The sequence below is a fragment of the Bradyrhizobium sp. YR681 genome, from assembly GCF_000282615.1.
Classification (GTDB): domain Bacteria; phylum Pseudomonadota; class Alphaproteobacteria; order Rhizobiales; family Xanthobacteraceae; genus Bradyrhizobium.
Genome location: NZ_AKIY01000194.1, coordinates 30,549 through 45,693, shown reverse-complemented (window position 1 = coordinate 45,693; position 15,145 = coordinate 30,549). Strand labels below are relative to the sequence as shown.

Sequence of the window (15,145 nt, the reverse complement as noted above, 5' to 3'; positions counted from 1 at the left end):
CTTGGTGTCCTTCGGGAAGCAGGAGCCGCCGAAGCCGGGACCGGCGTGCAGGAACTTGGTGCCGATGCGGTTGTCGAGGCCAATGCCGCGCGCGACCTCCTGCACGTTGGCGCCGACCTTTTCGGAGAGGTCCGCGATCTCGTTGATGAAGGTGATCTTGGTCGCGAGGAACGCGTTGGCGGCGTATTTGATCATCTCCGCGGTGCGGCGTTCGGTGAACATCAGCGGCGCCTGGTTCAGCGACAGCGGGCGATAGATGTCGCCCATCACCTTGCGGCCACGCTCGTCGGAGGTGCCGACCACGACGCGGTCGGGGAATTTGAAGTCGCGGATCGCCGCGCCCTCGCGCAGGAATTCAGGATTCGAGGCGACGACGACGTCGGCCTTCGGATTGGTCTCGCGGATGATGCGCTCGACCTCGTCGCCGGTGCCGACAGGCACGGTCGACTTCGTCACCACGACGGTGAAGCCGGACAGCGACTGCGCGATCTCCTTTGCCGCGGCGTAGACATAGGAGAGATCGGCGTGGCCGTCACCGCGGCGCGAGGGCGTGCCGACCGCGATGAAGACGGCGTCGGCATCCGCAACGGGCTTCGACAAATCGGTGGTGAAGTCGAGCCGCTTGGCCTTCACGTTGGTTGCAACCAGCTCGTCGAGGCCGGGCTCGTAGATCGGAATCTCGCCGCGATGGAGCGCCGCGATCTTCTTCTCGTCCTTGTCGACGCAGGTGACGTCGTGACCGAAATCCGCAAAGCAGGCTCCGGACACCAGTCCCACATAGCCCGTTCCGATCATCGCGATTCGCATGAAAAACCCTGTTTTGGCTTGGTTAACGAAACCCCAATGCGGGGCGGTTTAGCACTTTCCTGACCGGAGGGAACAGTCCGCAGACAAAAACCGGCACGCGAATTGTACCGGTAAAGAAATCGTAAACCGCAAGGCCCCACACTGCATCACGCTCGCACAGAGTCGGGCGGAACACGCCTCGAAACGGGACAGCATGGCACCATCAGGCACAATCGCAGCGAGTGGAGGCGTTAGCGCCCCGGCTGCCGCGCGTGTCGACTGGGTCGACTATGCCAAGGGCATCTGCATCGTTATGGTGGTGATGATGCATTCGGTGCTGGGGGTCGAATTCGCCGCCGGCGAGACCGGTTTCATGCATGTTCTGGTGGCCTTCGCAAAGCCGTTCCGGATGCCGGATTTCTTCCTGATTTCGGGCCTGTTCCTGCCGCTGGTTATCGATCGGGACTGGCGAACCTATCTCGACCGCAAGGTGGTGCATTTCGCCTATTTCTATGTCGTCTGGGTGACAATCCAGTTCGGCTTCAAGGCGCCCGCCTTCGCCGCCGAAACCAGCTGGCGCGACGCCGGCCTGCTGTATCTGGAATCCTTCATCGAGCCATTCGGCACGCTCTGGTTCATCTACCTGCTGCCGATCTTCTTCGTCGTCACAAAACTGACACGACGCATTCCGCCGCCGGCGATCTGGCTCATCGCCGCCGCGCTCGAGACGGCGCGCATCTCGACCGGCTGGACCGCGATCGACGAGTTCTGCGCGCGCTTCGTCTATTTCTATTCGGGCTATCTGTTCGCGCCTTACGTGTTCGCGCTGTCGGATCGCGCGCGCAGCCACCCTGCGCTGGCGCTCGTCGCGCTTGCGACGTGGGGGGTGGTCAATGCCGGCCTCGTCGCATTTGGCGCGAGCGAATGGAAGATCGTATCGCTCGTGCTCGGTTTCGCCGGCGCCTGCGCCATCATCACAATGGGCACGTTGCTCGCGCGCGCGCAGTGGCTCAACGTCTTCCGCTTCTGCGGCGAGCATTCGATCGTGATCTATCTCGCCTTCTTCCTGCCGATGGCGGCGACACGGACGTTGCTGCTGCACACCGGCATCATCCCTGACATCGGCACGGTGTCGTTGATCGTCACCATCGTGGGGGTGATCGGATCGCTCGCGATCTGGCAGGTCGCGTTGCGGCTCGGCGGCAATTTCCTGTTCGAGCGGCCGGAGGCATTCTGGATAGCGCCGAAGAAGGCTGGCGTGCGGTTGCAGGCGGCGGAGTAGCTGCACTCTCGTGTCGTCGCCCGGCTCGACCGGGCGACCCAGTACGCCGAGACGCCAATGATTGAACCGAGAAGCCACGGCGTACTGGATTCCCCGCTTTCGCGGGGAATGACAGCAGGGGATGCGGGGAACGACAGTGGGGATAGCGGCATCCGCAACCCAAAAATCCCCCTTCGAAGGCTGTCAAAACCCGCAAAAATTCATACATTGCGGCCATGCCCAAAACCTCCCCGAAGACCACCGCCAAAGCCGACACCAAGCCCGCTGCCGCGACAGCTGCTGCCAAACCCGTCGCGGCGAAGGCGGCCGGCAAGGGCGACCACATCTTCCTGGTCGACGGTTCCGGCTACATTTTCCGCGCCTATCACGCGCTGCCGCCGCTGAACCGCAAGTCCGACGGTCTTCAGGTCAATGCCGTGCTCGGCTTCTGCAACATGCTGTGGAAGCTCTTGCGCGACATGCCCGCGGACAATCGGCCGACGCATCTGGCGATCGTGTTCGACAAGTCGGAAGTCACGTTCCGCAACAAGATCTATCCCGAGTACAAGGCGCACCGGCCGCCGGCGCCTGACGATCTCATTCCGCAATTCGCGCTGATCCGCGAGGCCGTGCGCGCCTTCGACCTGCCCTGCCTGGAACAGGGCGGCTTCGAGGCCGACGACCTGATCGCGACCTATGCGCGGCAGGCCAGCGAGCGCGGCGCCACCACGACCATCGTGTCCTCCGACAAGGACCTGATGCAGCTCGTGAACGACAAGATCACGATGTACGACACCATGAAGGACCGCCGCATCGGTATCCCCGAGGTGATCGAGAAATTCGGCGTGCCGCCGGAGAAGGTCGTGGAAGTGCAGGCGCTGGCCGGCGATTCCACCGACAACGTGCCTGGCGTCCCCGGCATCGGCATCAAGACCGCGGCGCAGCTGATCGTCGAATATGGCGACCTCGAACAGCTCCTGTTCCGCGCCACCGAGATCAAGCAGCCGAAGCGGCGCGAGGCGCTGATCGAGAATGCCGAGAAGGCGCGGATCTCGCGCCAGCTGGTGCTGCTCGACGACAAGGTCGAGCTGGAGGTGCCGCTGGACGATCTCGCCGTGCACGAACCCGACGCGCGCAAGCTGGTCGCGTTCCTGAAGGCGATGGAGTTTTCCACGCTGACGCGCCGCGTTGCCGATTACTCGCAGATCGATCCAGCCAATGTCGATGCCGATGTGGCGAACAGCAGCGAGGCACGTGGCGGCGACAGCGCACCCAGGACGACGTCGTCCGCGACATCGGGCGATCTCTTCGCCGCTCCTGCGGCGACCGCGACGGGCGGCGACAAGGGCGACAAGTCGGCCAGCGTCAAGGGCGCGCCGATCTCACTCGCAGCCGCGCGCGAAGAGGCCTTGCGAAAACTTCCGGTCGATCGCGGCAGGTATCAGGCGATCAAGACACTCGACGAGCTCAACGCCTTCATCGCCCGCATCCACGATGCCGGTCATGCCGCGATCGAGATCCGTGCGAACTCCATCGATCCGATGCAGGCCGATCTCTGCGGCATCGCGCTGGCGCTGGCGCCGAACGAGGCCTGCTACGTGCCGCTCGCGCACAAACAGTCCGGCGGCGGCGCCGGCCTGTTCGACGCGGGCCTTGCACCCGATCAGGTCAAGCATGCCGATGCGATCGAGGCGCTGCGGCCGGTGCTGGAATCGGCGGGCATTCTCAAGATCGGCTTCGACGTCAAGTTCACCGCCGTGATGCTGGCGCAGCACGGCATCACGCTGCGTAACGCCGACGATGCCAAGCTGATCTCCTATGTGCTCGATGCCGGGCGGGGCTCGAATGAACTCGACTCGCTCGCCGAGCGCTGGTTCGGCCATGCCATGCTGAAGGAGAGCGAGCTGCTCGGCAGCGGCAAGGGCAAGATCACCTTCGACCAGGTGCCGATCGACAAGGCCGCGCCGCTGTCGGCCGAAGGCGCCGACATGGCCCTGCGCGTCTGGCGCGTGCTCAAGCCCCGCCTCGTCGCCGAGCACATGACCACGGTCTACGAGACGCTGGAGCGGCCGCTGGTGTCGGTGCTCGCGCGCATGGAGCGGCGCGGCATCTCGATCGACCGCCAGGTGCTCTCGCGGCTTTCCGGCGACTTCGCCCAGACCGCCGCGCGCGTCGAGGCCGAGATCCAGGAGATCGCGGGCGAGCCGGTCAATGTCGGAAGTCCAAAACAGATCGGCGACATCCTGTTCGGCAAGATGGGTCTCTCCGGCGGCACCAAGACCAAGACCGGCGCGTGGTCGACCACCGCGCAGGTGCTCGACGAGCTCGCCGAGCAGGGCCACGACCTGCCGAAGAAGATCCTCGAATGGCGCCAGGTCTCGAAGCTGAAATCGACCTATACCGACGCGCTGCCGACCTATGTCAATCCGCAGACCCATCGCGTGCATACGACCTACGCGCTGGCCGCGACCACCACGGGCCGGCTGTCGTCGAACGAGCCGAATTTGCAGAACATCCCTGTGCGTACCGAGGATGGCCGCAAGATCCGCCGCGCCTTCATCGCGACGCCAGGGCACAAGCTCGTCTCCGCCGACTATTCGCAGATCGAGCTGCGCCTGCTCGCCGAGATCGCCGACATTCCGGTGCTGAAGCAGGCGTTCAAGGACGGGCTCGACATTCACGCCATGACGGCGTCGGAAATGTTCGGCGTGCCGATCGAGGGCATGCCGAGCGAAATCCGCCGCCGCGCCAAGGCGATCAATTTCGGCATCATTTACGGCATCTCTGCGTTCGGCCTCGCCAACCAGCTCGGCATCGCGCGCGAGGAGGCCTCGGCCTACATCAAGAAATATTTCGAGCGCTTCCCCGGCATCCGCGCCTATATGGACGAGACGCGGGACTTCTGCCGGAGCCACGGCTACGTCACCACGCTGTTCGGCCGGAAGATGCACTATCCGGACATCAAAGCGTCCAATGCCTCGGTGCGCGCCTTCAACGAGCGCGCCGCGATCAACGCCCGCCTCCAGGGCACCGCCGCCGACATCATCCGCCGCGCCATGACGCGGGTGGAGGAGGCGCTGGCGCAGAAGAAGCTCTCGGCGCAGATGCTGCTCCAGGTGCATGACGAACTGATCTTCGAGGTGCCCGACGCGGAGGTCGCCGCGACGCTGCCCGTCGTGCAGCACGTCATGCAGGACGCGCCGTTCCCGGCCGTGCTGCTGTCGGTGCCGCTGCAGGTGGATGCGCGCGCTGCAACGAACTGGGACGAGGCGCATTGAGGCTACTTTCCCCGGATGCTGTGCAGCGCGCCGCCCTTCGCGGCGTGATGCGCTGCTGATCCGGGGCCTGTGCCGCGCCTGCTGGGTCCCGGACGCGGCGCACCGTTTCACGCTGCGCCGCGTCCGGGACACGAGAGATCGAATTGTCCTCCGAGCAATTGCGCGATGGCGAGGCGATCACTCGCATATTAGAACGGTGCCATCTCCCGCCCCGGTTCATCCATGCCCCACACCTCCGCCCTGCTCGGCTTCGCCTTCGTCTCGCTCGGCCTCGTGCTCACGCCCGGGCCGAACATGATCTATCTGATCTCGCGCTCGATCACGCAGGGACCGGCGGCGGGCATCGTTTCGCTCGGCGGCGTGGCGCTGGGCTTCGTGTTCTACATGCTGTGCGCGGCATTCGGCATCACGGCGCTGCTGCTGGCCATTCCCTTTGCCTATGACGCGCTGCGCTTCGCCGGCGCCGGCTACATGCTCTGGCTCGCCTGGCAGGCGGTGAAGCCGGGCGGACGCTCGCCGTTCCAGGTGAAGCAGCTCGCGATCGACAGCCCGCGCAAATTGTTCGCGATGGGGCTCGTCACCAATCTGCTCAACCCGAAGATCGCGATGCTGTATCTGGCGCTGCTGCCGCAGTTCATCGATCCAACTGCCGGCAGCGTGCTGACGCAGTCGGTGGTGCTGGGCGCGATCCAGATCGCGATCAGCGTCAGCGTGAACGCGATGATCGCGCTCGCGGCAGGATCGATCGCGCTGTTCCTGGCGAGCCGGCCGAGCTGGATGCTGGTACAGCGCTGGCTGATGGGCACGGTGCTGGCCGGGCTTGCGGTGCGGATGGCGGTGGAAGCGCGGAAGGTGTGAGGGGCGTCGCTGTCATGCCCCGCGAAGGCGGGGCATCCAGTACGCTGCAGCTTCTCGGCTCAACCACCAGCGTCTCTGGAATACTGGATCGCCCGCCTTCGCGGGCGATGACACCGTCAGCTCAATCCAGCTTCGCGTCCATGCCCCGCTTCACGGCCGGGCGGGCCAGCAGGGTCTCGTACCAGCGCCTGACGTTGGGGAAATCGACCAGATCAACCTTGTGGCGAGGGTGGCGCCAGGCCCAACCGAGAATGGCGAAATCGGCAACCGAGAGGTCGCCGGCGACGAACTCGTGGTCGGCGAGGCGGCGGTCCAGCACGCCGTAGAGCCGGCGGGTCTCGGCCATGTAGCGCTTCAGGCCGTAGGCGCGGTCCGGCTCGTTCTCGAGCGCGATGAAATGATGCACCTGGCCCGGCATCGGCCCGAAGCCGCCCATCTGCCACATCAGCCATTCATAGACGGGGATGCGTCCGGCCAGCGATTTCGGCAGGAATTTGCCGGTCTTTTCGCCGAGATAGAGCAGGATCGCGCCGGATTCGAAGATGCTGACGGGCTTGCCGTCGGGGCCCTCGGGGTCGAGGATCGCGGGGATCTTGTTGTTGGGGCTGAGCTTGAGGAAGCCGGGCGCCATCTGCTCGCCCTTGGTGATATTCACCGGGATCACCTTATAGGGCAGCCCCATTTCCTCCAGCGCAACCGAGATCTTGCGGCCGTTCGGCGTGTTCCAGGTGTGCAGCTCGATGGTCATGCCTTATTTCCTTCCCCAACAGGTTGCCCCTCCACTACTCCAGAAGGTTGCACCCCCACAACCGGCGGGCCGGGATGGCCGACCGTCGGCCGATCCCTGTTGACTGGACCGGTCCCCTCTGGAATGTCGCGGCCTTCGCGGATAAATTCCGCCACTTTCCAAAAATGCTCCCGAGGGACCGCCGTGTCGAAATCTGCCTCCCGCGCCCGCCTGTTCGAAATCATCCGCCGGCGCTCCTTCGGCCGCGGCGAGGTGACGCTCGCGTCGGGCCGCAAGAGCGATTTCTACTTCAACCTCAAGCCGACCATGCTGGATCCGGAGGGCGCCACCCTGCTCGCCGAGCTCACCTACGAGGCGCTCAAAGACGACAATCTCGATTTCATCGGCGGGCTCGAGATGGGCGCGGTGCCGCTCGCCGGCGCGCTGGCGCAGATCTCCTGGATCAAGGGCCATCCGATTGCCGCGTTCTTCGTGCGCAAAAAGCCGAAGGAGCACGGCGCCAAGCTCGCGATCGAGGGCCTGCCCAGGGGCGAGACGCTGGAAGGCAAGCGCGTCGTGATCGTCGAGGACGTCACCACGACAGGCGGCTCGGCGATGAAGGCGGTTGAATCCGTGCGCGAGACCGGCGCCGAAGTGGTGCTGGTGCTGACCATGGTCGACCGCGAGGAAGGCGCCACCGACACGTTCGGCGCGGCCGGCCTGCCGTTCCGCTCGCTGTACAAGGCCTCGGAATTCTTGAAGGCGTAACCCAGCTCTCGTGTCCCGGACGCGTCGCGGCACGAAGTGACGCGCCGCAGAGCGTCCGGGGCACGAGAGTTCGCCAGGAACTGCTCCCTCAACCCCTCATTTACCATCCCGCTCTATGGTGAATCATTCGCTGAGACCACGTTGGTCCCGGCCCGGTTCAGTAGCGTCGGGTGGAGTAAGCGTTGCGTACAGTCATGTCTCCTGCGCGCCGGCGGCGTCGCGCGATGCTTGTGGCCGCCACCCTCGCAGCACCGCTGCTTGCAGCGCCGGCCCCGGTTTCGGCCGAAGGCCTGTTCGACTTCTTCTTCGGGGGCGCGCAGCAGCAGCGGCCCCAGCGTGAGGTGCCGCCGCAGGCGAGCTCCTACGCCGATCCCTTCACCGGCCAGCAGAACGCAGCAACGCCGCAATATGTGCCGCCGACCCGTTCGGCCGCGGCCGGCGGCTCGGGTCCGGCCTTCTGCGTCCGCAGCTGCGACGGCAAATATTTTCCGCTGATGCGCGGCCTCGCTTCGCCGGCGCAGATGTGTCAGGCCTTCTGTCCCGCCAGCACGACCAAGGTCTATTTCGGCTCCTCGATCGACGGCGCCGCGTCGCAGACCGGCGAGCGCTATGCCGACAGCGAGAACGCGTTCGCCTATCGCAAGGCGCTGCGTTCGGACTGCACCTGCAACGGCCGCGAGCCGGTCGGCCTTGCCCCGGTCGATCTCGCGCTGGATTCCTCGCTGAAAGCCGGCGACGTCATCGCCACCACCGACGGCCTCGTCGCCTATACCGGCATCCGCGTCGGCAACGACCAGGCAGCCGACTTCACCCCGGTCGCCTCCTATCCCGGCCTCACCGCGCAGGTCCGCGCGCGCCTCGGCGAGATGAAGGTGGCGCCGGTGCGGGCGGAGACAGTGTCAACGGATGCGCCCGCCTCGGCCGAGATTGTGCGCGAGGCGCTGCCTGACGTGACGGTGCCGAAGACGACGGCGAAACCTGCGAAGCGGGCGGGGTTGGAGTAAGGCCTACCTGTAACCACACCGTCATTGCGAGCGCAGCGAAGCAATCCAGAAATGCCTCCGCGGAGACACTCTGGATTGCTTCGTCGCTTCGCTCCTCGCAATGACGGAGGTTGTTGCACTACCTCCCGATAATCACCCCGATCACGTTCGGCGCGGCGAGATATTTCTCCTCGATCGCCGCGCGCGCCGCGGCGCGGTTTTCGGCCGTGAGCAATCCGCGCTTCTCGGCCAAGATCATCCAGCAAAAACCCCACCAGTCCGTCAACATGCCCTGATCGCCGACGAGGTCATAACCCTGCTCGGCCGCGAAGATGCGCGCCTGCGCCTCATCCAGCGTGTCGAGAAACAGATGGTCCTCGACCGCGAACAGATCGTCGCTGACGTCGTCGATGGTGTAGCCCCAGATCGACTGGCAGACCGCGTTGAACTCGCGGTCGAACTGGTCGTCATCGATCCTCTGGCGCCGCGCGGCCTGGTGCAGCCGCGACAGCGAGCGGGCGAAATCGGCAATCCGGGTGAGGGCAAACTGGTCGAAGGCAACGGTGGACATGTAGTCCTCGCAGAATCTGACAGACGCTAGATATTGTGTCGGCAACGCGCCGAATCACAATGATATATCAAAGACTTGCTAAAGTGTTCTTAATTTGTTCCGAAAGCCGCCGAAATCTCAATAGCAGCGCGAGGCCGCAATGGCGTGGACGCGGCGGTCGCCGAGCAGATGGGCGACAAAGCCGTTCTTCGGAAAGATCTTTGTAAAGGCCGCGTCGCGGATGCTGAGGCCGCCGGCATAGGCGCCGAAGGCGGGCATCACGGCGCGCATTCCATCGCTGGCGAAGCAGCGACGCTCCATCGAGCGGCCACGCGCGGAGACGCGGGCCTTGGGATGGAGATGGCCGGCGATCTCGCCGGGCGCGCCGGTCGGCTCATGGCGGAAGGTGATCGGGCCGATCGCGACTTCGTCGGCGATGGTGCCGCCGAGATCGCGCGGCAGCACCGGATCGTGATTGCCGGAGATCCAGATCCAGTCGCGGCCCGACTGAAGCGCGCCGACCGCATCGCGATCCTCCGGCGACAGACGTCCATGCGCGGTGCGATCGTGAAAACTGTCGCCGAGCGCAACAACAACGCACGGATTATGGCGGGAGATGACAGCAGCCAGCCGACTGAGCGTCGCGATGGTATCGTAGGGGGGCAACAGCACGCCGCGTGTGGCATAGCTGGACCCTTTTTCAAGATGCAGATCGGAGACGACGAGCAGGCGGTGCTCTTCCCAGAACAGCGCGCCGGAGAGGTCGGCTGCGAAAGTCACGCCTGTAATGGTGACATTCGAAACGCGCATGTCGTCGACATCCCCTGAAACCAGCGCGCCTGCCGTCACGTCAAAACCTGCTTCTATCCCATCGCCTCTTTGACCAGCTCGTCGGCGGCTTCCGCCAACAGCTCGTCTGCAGCTTCGCCATAAACTGACTCGCGGCCGATTTCCAGCATCACGGGCACGGCAAGCGGGGAGACACGGTCGAGTTCCCGATGCGTGATGCGGCCCTGGATGCGGGTGAGCATGTCGCTGAGCCGTCGCAGATCGAGCAGGCCGGTGGCGGCGTCCGCTCGCGCGGCGCGCAGCAGCACGTGATCGGCCTGGTGCTTGCGCAGGACGTCGTAGACGAGATCGGTCGAGAACAACACCTGCCGGCGGCTCTTCTCTTCGCCGGTGTGGCGACGGGCAATCAGGCCGGAGATGATCGCGCAGTTCCGAAACGTTCGCTTCATGAGAGCGGATTCGGCGAGCCAGGCCTCCAAGTCGTCGCCGAGCATATCGGGGTCGAACAGCGCATTGAGATCGAGCTTGCCGTTCCGGATCATGAAGGACAGATCGCCGAGCGCCCAGATCGCGACCGCATATTCATTGGCGACGAAGCCGAGCGGCCGTGCGCGGGCGCGCTCCAGCCTGCGCGTCAAGAGCATGCCGAGCGTCTGATGCGCGAGGCGTCCCTCGAAGGGATAGCAGACGATGTAATGCTTGTTGGCGCGTGGAAAGCTCTCGACCAGCAACTCGCGCACCTCCGGCACGCGCGAGACGTCTTTTTGCAGCGACAGCCAGTCGCGCACCTGCTCCGGCAAACCGTTCCACGCACGGCTGTCATCCAGCAGCCGGCGCACGCGCTCGGCGAGATAGGTCGAGAGCGGGAACTTACCGCCCATATAGGACGGCACCTTCGGGTCCTTGTCATGCGCGCGCGAGACATAGACCTGGTCCTCGACCAGGGTTTCGTAGCGCACCACCTCGCCGCTGAACACGAAGGTGTCGCCGGGCGAGAGGCCCTCGATGAAGGCTTCCTCGATCTCGCCAAGCAACCTGCCGCCGCGCGCGATCACGCCGGTGGAACCCGTGCCGCCACCGCGCGAACGCACGAGGCGCACCTTCAGCATGTCATCCTCGACGATGGTGCCGACATTCATGCGATAGCTCTGCCGCACTTTTGGATTGGCGACACGCCACCGTCCTTCCTTGTCCTGCTTGATGCGCGCGAAGCGCTCGTAGGTCTTCAGCGCGTAGCCGCCGGAGGCGACGAAATCGACGACATCGTCGAAATCCTGCCGCGCGAGAGCCGCGTAAGGTGCGGCGGTGCAAATCTCGCCGTAGAGCTCGTCCGACAGGAATGGTTCGCCGCAAGCGCAGCCGAGCACGTGCTGGGCCAGCACGTCGAGCGCCCCGGTGCGGAGCGGCGGCGTATCCTGCGCATTCTCGGCAATGGCGTCGATCGCGACACGGCACTCCAGCACCTCGAAACGGTTCGCCGGCACCAGCACCGCGCGGGAGGCTTCGTCGAGACGGTGGTTGGCGCGGCCAATCCGCTGCATCAGCCGTGACGATCCCTTCGGCGCGCCGATATTGACGACGAGATCGACGTCGCCCCAATCGACGCCGAGGTCCAGCGAGGAGGTACAAACCACGCCGCGCAGTTTCCCGGCCGACATGGCATCCTCGACCTTGCGGCGCTGCGCGACGTCGAGCGAGCCGTGATGCAGCGCGATGGCAAGGTTATCGTCGTTCATGCTCCAGAGATTCTGGAACAGCATCTCGGCCTGGCTGCGGGTGTTGACGAAGACCAGCGTTGTCTTGTTCGCCTTGATCATCTGGTAGATTTCGGGGAGCGCGTGACGCGCGCTGTGGCCGGCCCAGGGCAGTCGCTCTCGCGTATCCAGCATCTCGACCAGCGGAGGTGCGGCGCCGCCGGCGATGACGATGTCGGCCGATTCGGATTTGTCTTTGGGCTGCGGGACGAGAAAACGCGCCAGCGATTCCGGCTCGGCCACGGTTGCCGACAGGCCGATCGCACGCATCTGCGGCGCGAGGCGCCACAGCCGTGCAAGGCCGAGCGACAACAGGTCACCGCGCTTCGACGTCACCAGCGCATGCAACTCGTCGAGCACGATGCGCCTCAGCGAGGAGAACAGGAACGGCGCGTCGTCGGAGGAGAGCAGCAGCGCGAGCTGCTCCGGCGTCGTCAGCAGGATGTCCGGCGGATAGCGCCGCTGGCGTTGGCGCCGCGACACCGGCGTGTCGCCGGTGCGGGTCTCGACCTTGATCGGCAAGCCCATCTCGGCGATGGGACGCTCGAGGTTGCGGGCGATGTCGACCGCGAGCGCTTTCAGCGGCGAGATGTAGAGGGTGTGGAGGCCGGCACTGCGCTGAACGGAACGGCCGGTGGAGACGACGGACTTCGCAGGAGCCGCAGGCGCGGAACTCAACTCCACCAGCGTCGGCAGAAATCCCGCCAGCGTCTTGCCGGCGCCGGTGGGCGCGATCAGCAGCGCGGAGCGATCCTCGCGCGCCTTCTCCAGCAGCGCGAGTTGATGCTCGCGCGGCAACCAGCCGCGGGCCGCGAACCACGCGTTGAAGCGGTCGGGCAGCAGCACGGCCGGCGTGGCCGGGATTTTGAGGATACGGGGCGGCACGGCATCACAGGTAAGCCGTGGGGGTGGGTTCGTCGAGGGGGAGGATATGTGAATAGCAGGACGCCGCTTCCCCTCTCCCCTTGTGGGAGAGGGTGGCTCGCCGCGATAGCGGCGAGACGGGTGAGGGGCTCTATCCGCAATTCAATCTCTTTCGAGTTTGCGGAAAGAACCCCTCATCCGGCGCTTCGCGCCACCTTCTCCCGCAAGGGGAGAAGGAAAAAAGAAACCTACTCCGACATCGGCTTGTCGGAGATGTCCCAGTCCTTGCCGGTGAAGGTGGAGATGAAGAGCGTCTTCATCGGCGTGTAGTCGTCCGGCGTATAGCTGTAATTCACGCCGTCGAGGAAATAGGGCGAGTGGAAGCCGTTGAGGTTCGACGCCTGCTTCAGCACGTTGGCGCGGGTGAGGTCGTCGCCGCAGCGGCGCAGGATCTCACCCATGGTCACGGCCTGGCCGTAGCCGGCGAAGGCGATGGTGTTGTCGGGGTCGATCGCCGGCGTGTACTTCTTGCGCAATTCCTCGAACGCCATCACGTCGGGGTCCTTCTCCCATTTCGGCAGGCCGACTTCCTTGTTGTAGCGGATGGCGACGATACCGGTGGCATTCTCCAGCCCCGCGGCGTTGAGGATCGAGCGGCCGGTCGAGCCAGCCGACAAGAGTTGCAGCGGCTTCCAGCCGAGCTCGACGACCTTGCGGATCGACTGCGACGTCGCCTTGCCGGTGGTGATGTTGTAGAAGACGTCGGCGCCAGACTTCGAGAGATTGATCAGCTGGGAATCGACGGTCGGCTCGGTGAGATCGTAGGTCTGCTCCATGATCACCTGCGCGGTGCCGCCGGCATCGGCCAGCACCTTCTTGAAGGGACCGAGGAAGTCGCGGCCGAAATCGTCGTTCTGGTAGAGGATGCCGATCCTGGCGTTCGGCTTCACGGCAACGACGTGCCGCGCCAGGATGCGCGCCTCGGTCGGATACAGCGGCAGGCCCGCCATCGTCCATTTGAACTCTTTCGGGTTATTCCACTTCGACGCGCCGGTGTTGAGCAGCAGCTGCGGCACGCCCTTCGAGTTCAGGTATTTGTGCACGGAGGTCTGCGGCGCGGTGCCGAGCGAGCCATAGAGCGCGAGCACTTCCTCCTGCTCGACCAGGCGCCGCGTCGCCTCGACGCATTTCGGCGCGCTGTAGGCGTCGTCCATGGTGAGGAACTTGACCTTGCGTCCGTTGATGCCGCCCTTCTCGTTCAGCATCTGGAAATAGGCTTCGCCGACGCGACCGAGCACGCCGTAGAGCGAGCCGGGGCCGGAATGCGGCACGGTCTGCCCGATTTTGATCTCGGTATCGCTGGCGCCGGCATCGTATTTCTTCTCCGCGGCCCAGACATAAGGCGCGGGCAATGTCGATGCCGCGATGGTGGCGAGCGCGCCGGCGCTGAAATCGCGCCGCGATGGATTCTTCGTCATTGTTGTTCTCTCCCTAATGCGCGCATTGTGCTGGCATGGCCGCACGGCTCGCAAGTGGGAAGTCGCAGCTTTGCGACGCAATGACGCCCAAATCACGGAGCGTTAGCGCCTAGACTCAAGTTTTCTCGGCGACGATAACCAGGCCGCGCACAGGCTCGTTGTTCTCGATGCGCGGTGACGCCGGCTCCAGCGTCAGCAGCTTGAGGCCGGCCTCGGCAAGGGCGCCGCGCACATATTCCGCAGAATGGGCATAGCGCAGGCCTTCGCCGAGAACGATGCCGCTGCCGTCATGCGTCTCCAGTGTGAAAGCAAGCACGCCGCCGGATGCGAGCACACGCCTGGCTTCATTCAGCACCGGCGCGAGGTCGGAGAGATAGACGAATGCATCCGCGGCGACGATGAGGTTCGCGCTCGCATCACTCCTGCTACGCAGGCCTTCGATCATGTCGGCGACCTCGAGCTCGGCGTAGAGATCGGTGGCGCGTGCCTCCTTGATCATGCCTGGCGACAAATCGATGCCGGTGAAATGATCGACCTGCTTGGCGAAGGCGGCCGCAGCAAGCCCGGTGCCGCAGCCCAGATCGATGGTGCGCTTGAAGAAAGCCGGCTTCTTCGCGGCAACGCGCGCGGCCAGCACCGCCTTGAAGATCAGGCTGGGTGCACGATAGCCGAGATCGTTGATCAGCGCGTGCTCGAAGCGCGGCGCGTACTGGTCGAACAGCGCCTGCACATAGGCCTTCGGCATTGCGGAGAGTTGAGCATCGCCGAGCCTGATCAGGTGCAGGCCGGCGCCGTGCTGGTCCTCCGGATCGCAGTCGCGTGCTGTCCGGAACGCCGCGATCGCCTTGTCGCGCTCGCCGAGCTGCTGGCGGATTTCACCCAGCGTGAACCAGGCCGAGGTGAAGTTCGGCGCAAGCTCGATCGCCTGCTCGATGAGGTCCGCGGCCGCCGCCAGATCGCCCTTGAGCTGGAGGTCACGCGCGAATTCGAAGCGGCGGTCGGCCATGAGATCGCCGGAGGAGTGGAACAGGCGGAGGGGCATTGGGAAC

Annotated in this window: 12 protein-coding genes; 5 read left to right on the top strand and 7 right to left on the bottom strand. The window is 65.0% G+C overall.

All coding sequences use genetic code 11. From position 1 onward, the window contains the following. The coding region (locus tag PMI42_RS17715; RefSeq protein ID WP_008136522.1) for a UDP-glucose dehydrogenase family protein at window positions 1–807 on the bottom strand (807 nt) is incomplete at its 3' end. A gap of 193 nt (window positions 808–1,000) precedes the next feature. Between PMI42_RS17715 and PMI42_RS17710 the strand changes: the two genes are divergently transcribed. From PMI42_RS17710 to PMI42_RS17700, 3 genes are all read left to right on the top strand, one after another. Then, on the top strand, window positions 1,001–2,068 hold the full coding sequence (locus tag PMI42_RS17710; RefSeq protein WP_008136520.1) for an acyltransferase family protein: 1,068 nt from the start codon (window positions 1,001–1,003) through the stop codon (window positions 2,066–2,068). A 215-nt stretch (window positions 2,069–2,283) separates the two neighbouring features. Then, entirely contained in the window at window positions 2,284–5,325 is a 3,042-nt protein-coding gene (polA, locus tag PMI42_RS17705; RefSeq protein ID WP_008136518.1) for a DNA polymerase I, read from the top strand. A 222-nt stretch (window positions 5,326–5,547) separates the two neighbouring features. Next, window positions 5,548–6,183, top strand: a complete 636-nt coding sequence (locus tag PMI42_RS17700; RefSeq protein WP_008136516.1) for a LysE family translocator — start codon at window positions 5,548–5,550, stop codon at window positions 6,181–6,183. 121 nt (window positions 6,184–6,304) lie between these two features. Here PMI42_RS17700 and PMI42_RS17695 read toward each other — a convergent pair whose 3' ends face one another. Continuing rightward, entirely contained in the window at window positions 6,305–6,931 is a 627-nt protein-coding gene (locus PMI42_RS17695) for a glutathione S-transferase family protein (protein ID WP_008136515.1), read from the bottom strand. Window positions 6,932–7,114: 183 nt separating this feature from the next. On the opposite strand from PMI42_RS17695, the gene pyrE reads away from it, so the two are divergent. Both pyrE and PMI42_RS17685 read left to right on the top strand, forming a co-directional pair. Continuing rightward, entirely contained in the window at window positions 7,115–7,678 is a 564-nt protein-coding gene (gene pyrE / locus PMI42_RS17690) for an orotate phosphoribosyltransferase (RefSeq protein ID WP_008136514.1), read from the top strand. A 224-nt stretch (window positions 7,679–7,902) separates the two neighbouring features. Beyond that, entirely contained in the window at window positions 7,903–8,682 is a 780-nt protein-coding gene (locus PMI42_RS17685; protein WP_008136513.1) for a DUF2865 domain-containing protein, read from the top strand. A gap of 118 nt (window positions 8,683–8,800) precedes the next feature. Here PMI42_RS17685 and PMI42_RS17680 read toward each other — a convergent pair whose 3' ends face one another. The 5 genes from PMI42_RS17680 to PMI42_RS17660 form a co-directional block, all read right to left on the bottom strand. Continuing rightward, entirely contained in the window at window positions 8,801–9,232 is a 432-nt protein-coding gene (locus PMI42_RS17680) for a hypothetical protein (protein ID WP_008136512.1), read from the bottom strand. Window positions 9,233–9,349: 117 nt separating this feature from the next. After that, window positions 9,350–10,021 carry a ligase-associated DNA damage response endonuclease PdeM gene (gene pdeM / locus PMI42_RS17675; RefSeq protein ID WP_050994387.1) on the bottom strand — a complete coding sequence of 224 codons (672 nt, stop codon included), beginning with the start codon at window positions 10,019–10,021 and terminating at the stop codon, window positions 9,350–9,352. 53 nt (window positions 10,022–10,074) lie between these two features. Next, on the bottom strand, window positions 10,075–12,639 hold the full coding sequence (locus PMI42_RS17670; RefSeq protein ID WP_008136510.1) for a ligase-associated DNA damage response DEXH box helicase: 2,565 nt from the start codon (window positions 12,637–12,639) through the stop codon (window positions 10,075–10,077). A 227-nt stretch (window positions 12,640–12,866) separates the two neighbouring features. Next, complete coding sequence (locus PMI42_RS17665; RefSeq protein ID WP_008136509.1) at window positions 12,867–14,096, bottom strand: ABC transporter substrate-binding protein; 1,230 nt, start codon at window positions 14,094–14,096, stop codon at window positions 12,867–12,869. A 115-nt stretch (window positions 14,097–14,211) separates the two neighbouring features. Further along, the gene (locus PMI42_RS17660) at window positions 14,212–15,138 is read right to left on the bottom strand and encodes a class I SAM-dependent DNA methyltransferase (RefSeq protein ID WP_008136508.1); all 927 of its coding nucleotides are present in this window, start codon (window positions 15,136–15,138) and stop codon (window positions 14,212–14,214) included. Between the last annotated feature and the right edge of the window lie 7 nt (window positions 15,139–15,145).

What these genes read in the sequence shown, in the direction of transcription:
- PMI42_RS17695 (WP_008136515.1), bottom strand. Translation starts at nt 6,931, where the DNA reads ATGACCATCGAGCTGCACACCTGGAACACGCCGAACGGCCGCAAGATC.
- PMI42_RS17680 (WP_008136512.1), bottom strand. Translation starts at nt 9,232, where the DNA reads ATGTCCACCGTTGCCTTCGACCAGTTTGCCCTCACCCGGATTGCCGAT.
- PMI42_RS17710 (WP_008136520.1), top strand. Translation starts at nt 1,001, where the DNA reads ATGGCACCATCAGGCACAATCGCAGCGAGTGGAGGCGTTAGCGCCCCG.
- PMI42_RS17665 (WP_008136509.1), bottom strand. Translation starts at nt 14,096, where the DNA reads ATGACGAAGAATCCATCGCGGCGCGATTTCAGCGCCGGCGCGCTCGCC.
- PMI42_RS17660 (WP_008136508.1), bottom strand. Translation starts at nt 15,138, where the DNA reads ATGCCCCTCCGCCTGTTCCACTCCTCCGGCGATCTCATGGCCGACCGC.
- polA (WP_008136518.1), top strand. Translation starts at nt 2,284, where the DNA reads ATGCCCAAAACCTCCCCGAAGACCACCGCCAAAGCCGACACCAAGCCC.
- pdeM (WP_050994387.1), bottom strand. Translation starts at nt 10,021, where the DNA reads ATGCGCGTTTCGAATGTCACCATTACAGGCGTGACTTTCGCAGCCGAC.
- PMI42_RS17700 (WP_008136516.1), top strand. Translation starts at nt 5,548, where the DNA reads ATGCCCCACACCTCCGCCCTGCTCGGCTTCGCCTTCGTCTCGCTCGGC.
- PMI42_RS17685 (WP_008136513.1), top strand. Translation starts at nt 7,903, where the DNA reads ATGCTTGTGGCCGCCACCCTCGCAGCACCGCTGCTTGCAGCGCCGGCC.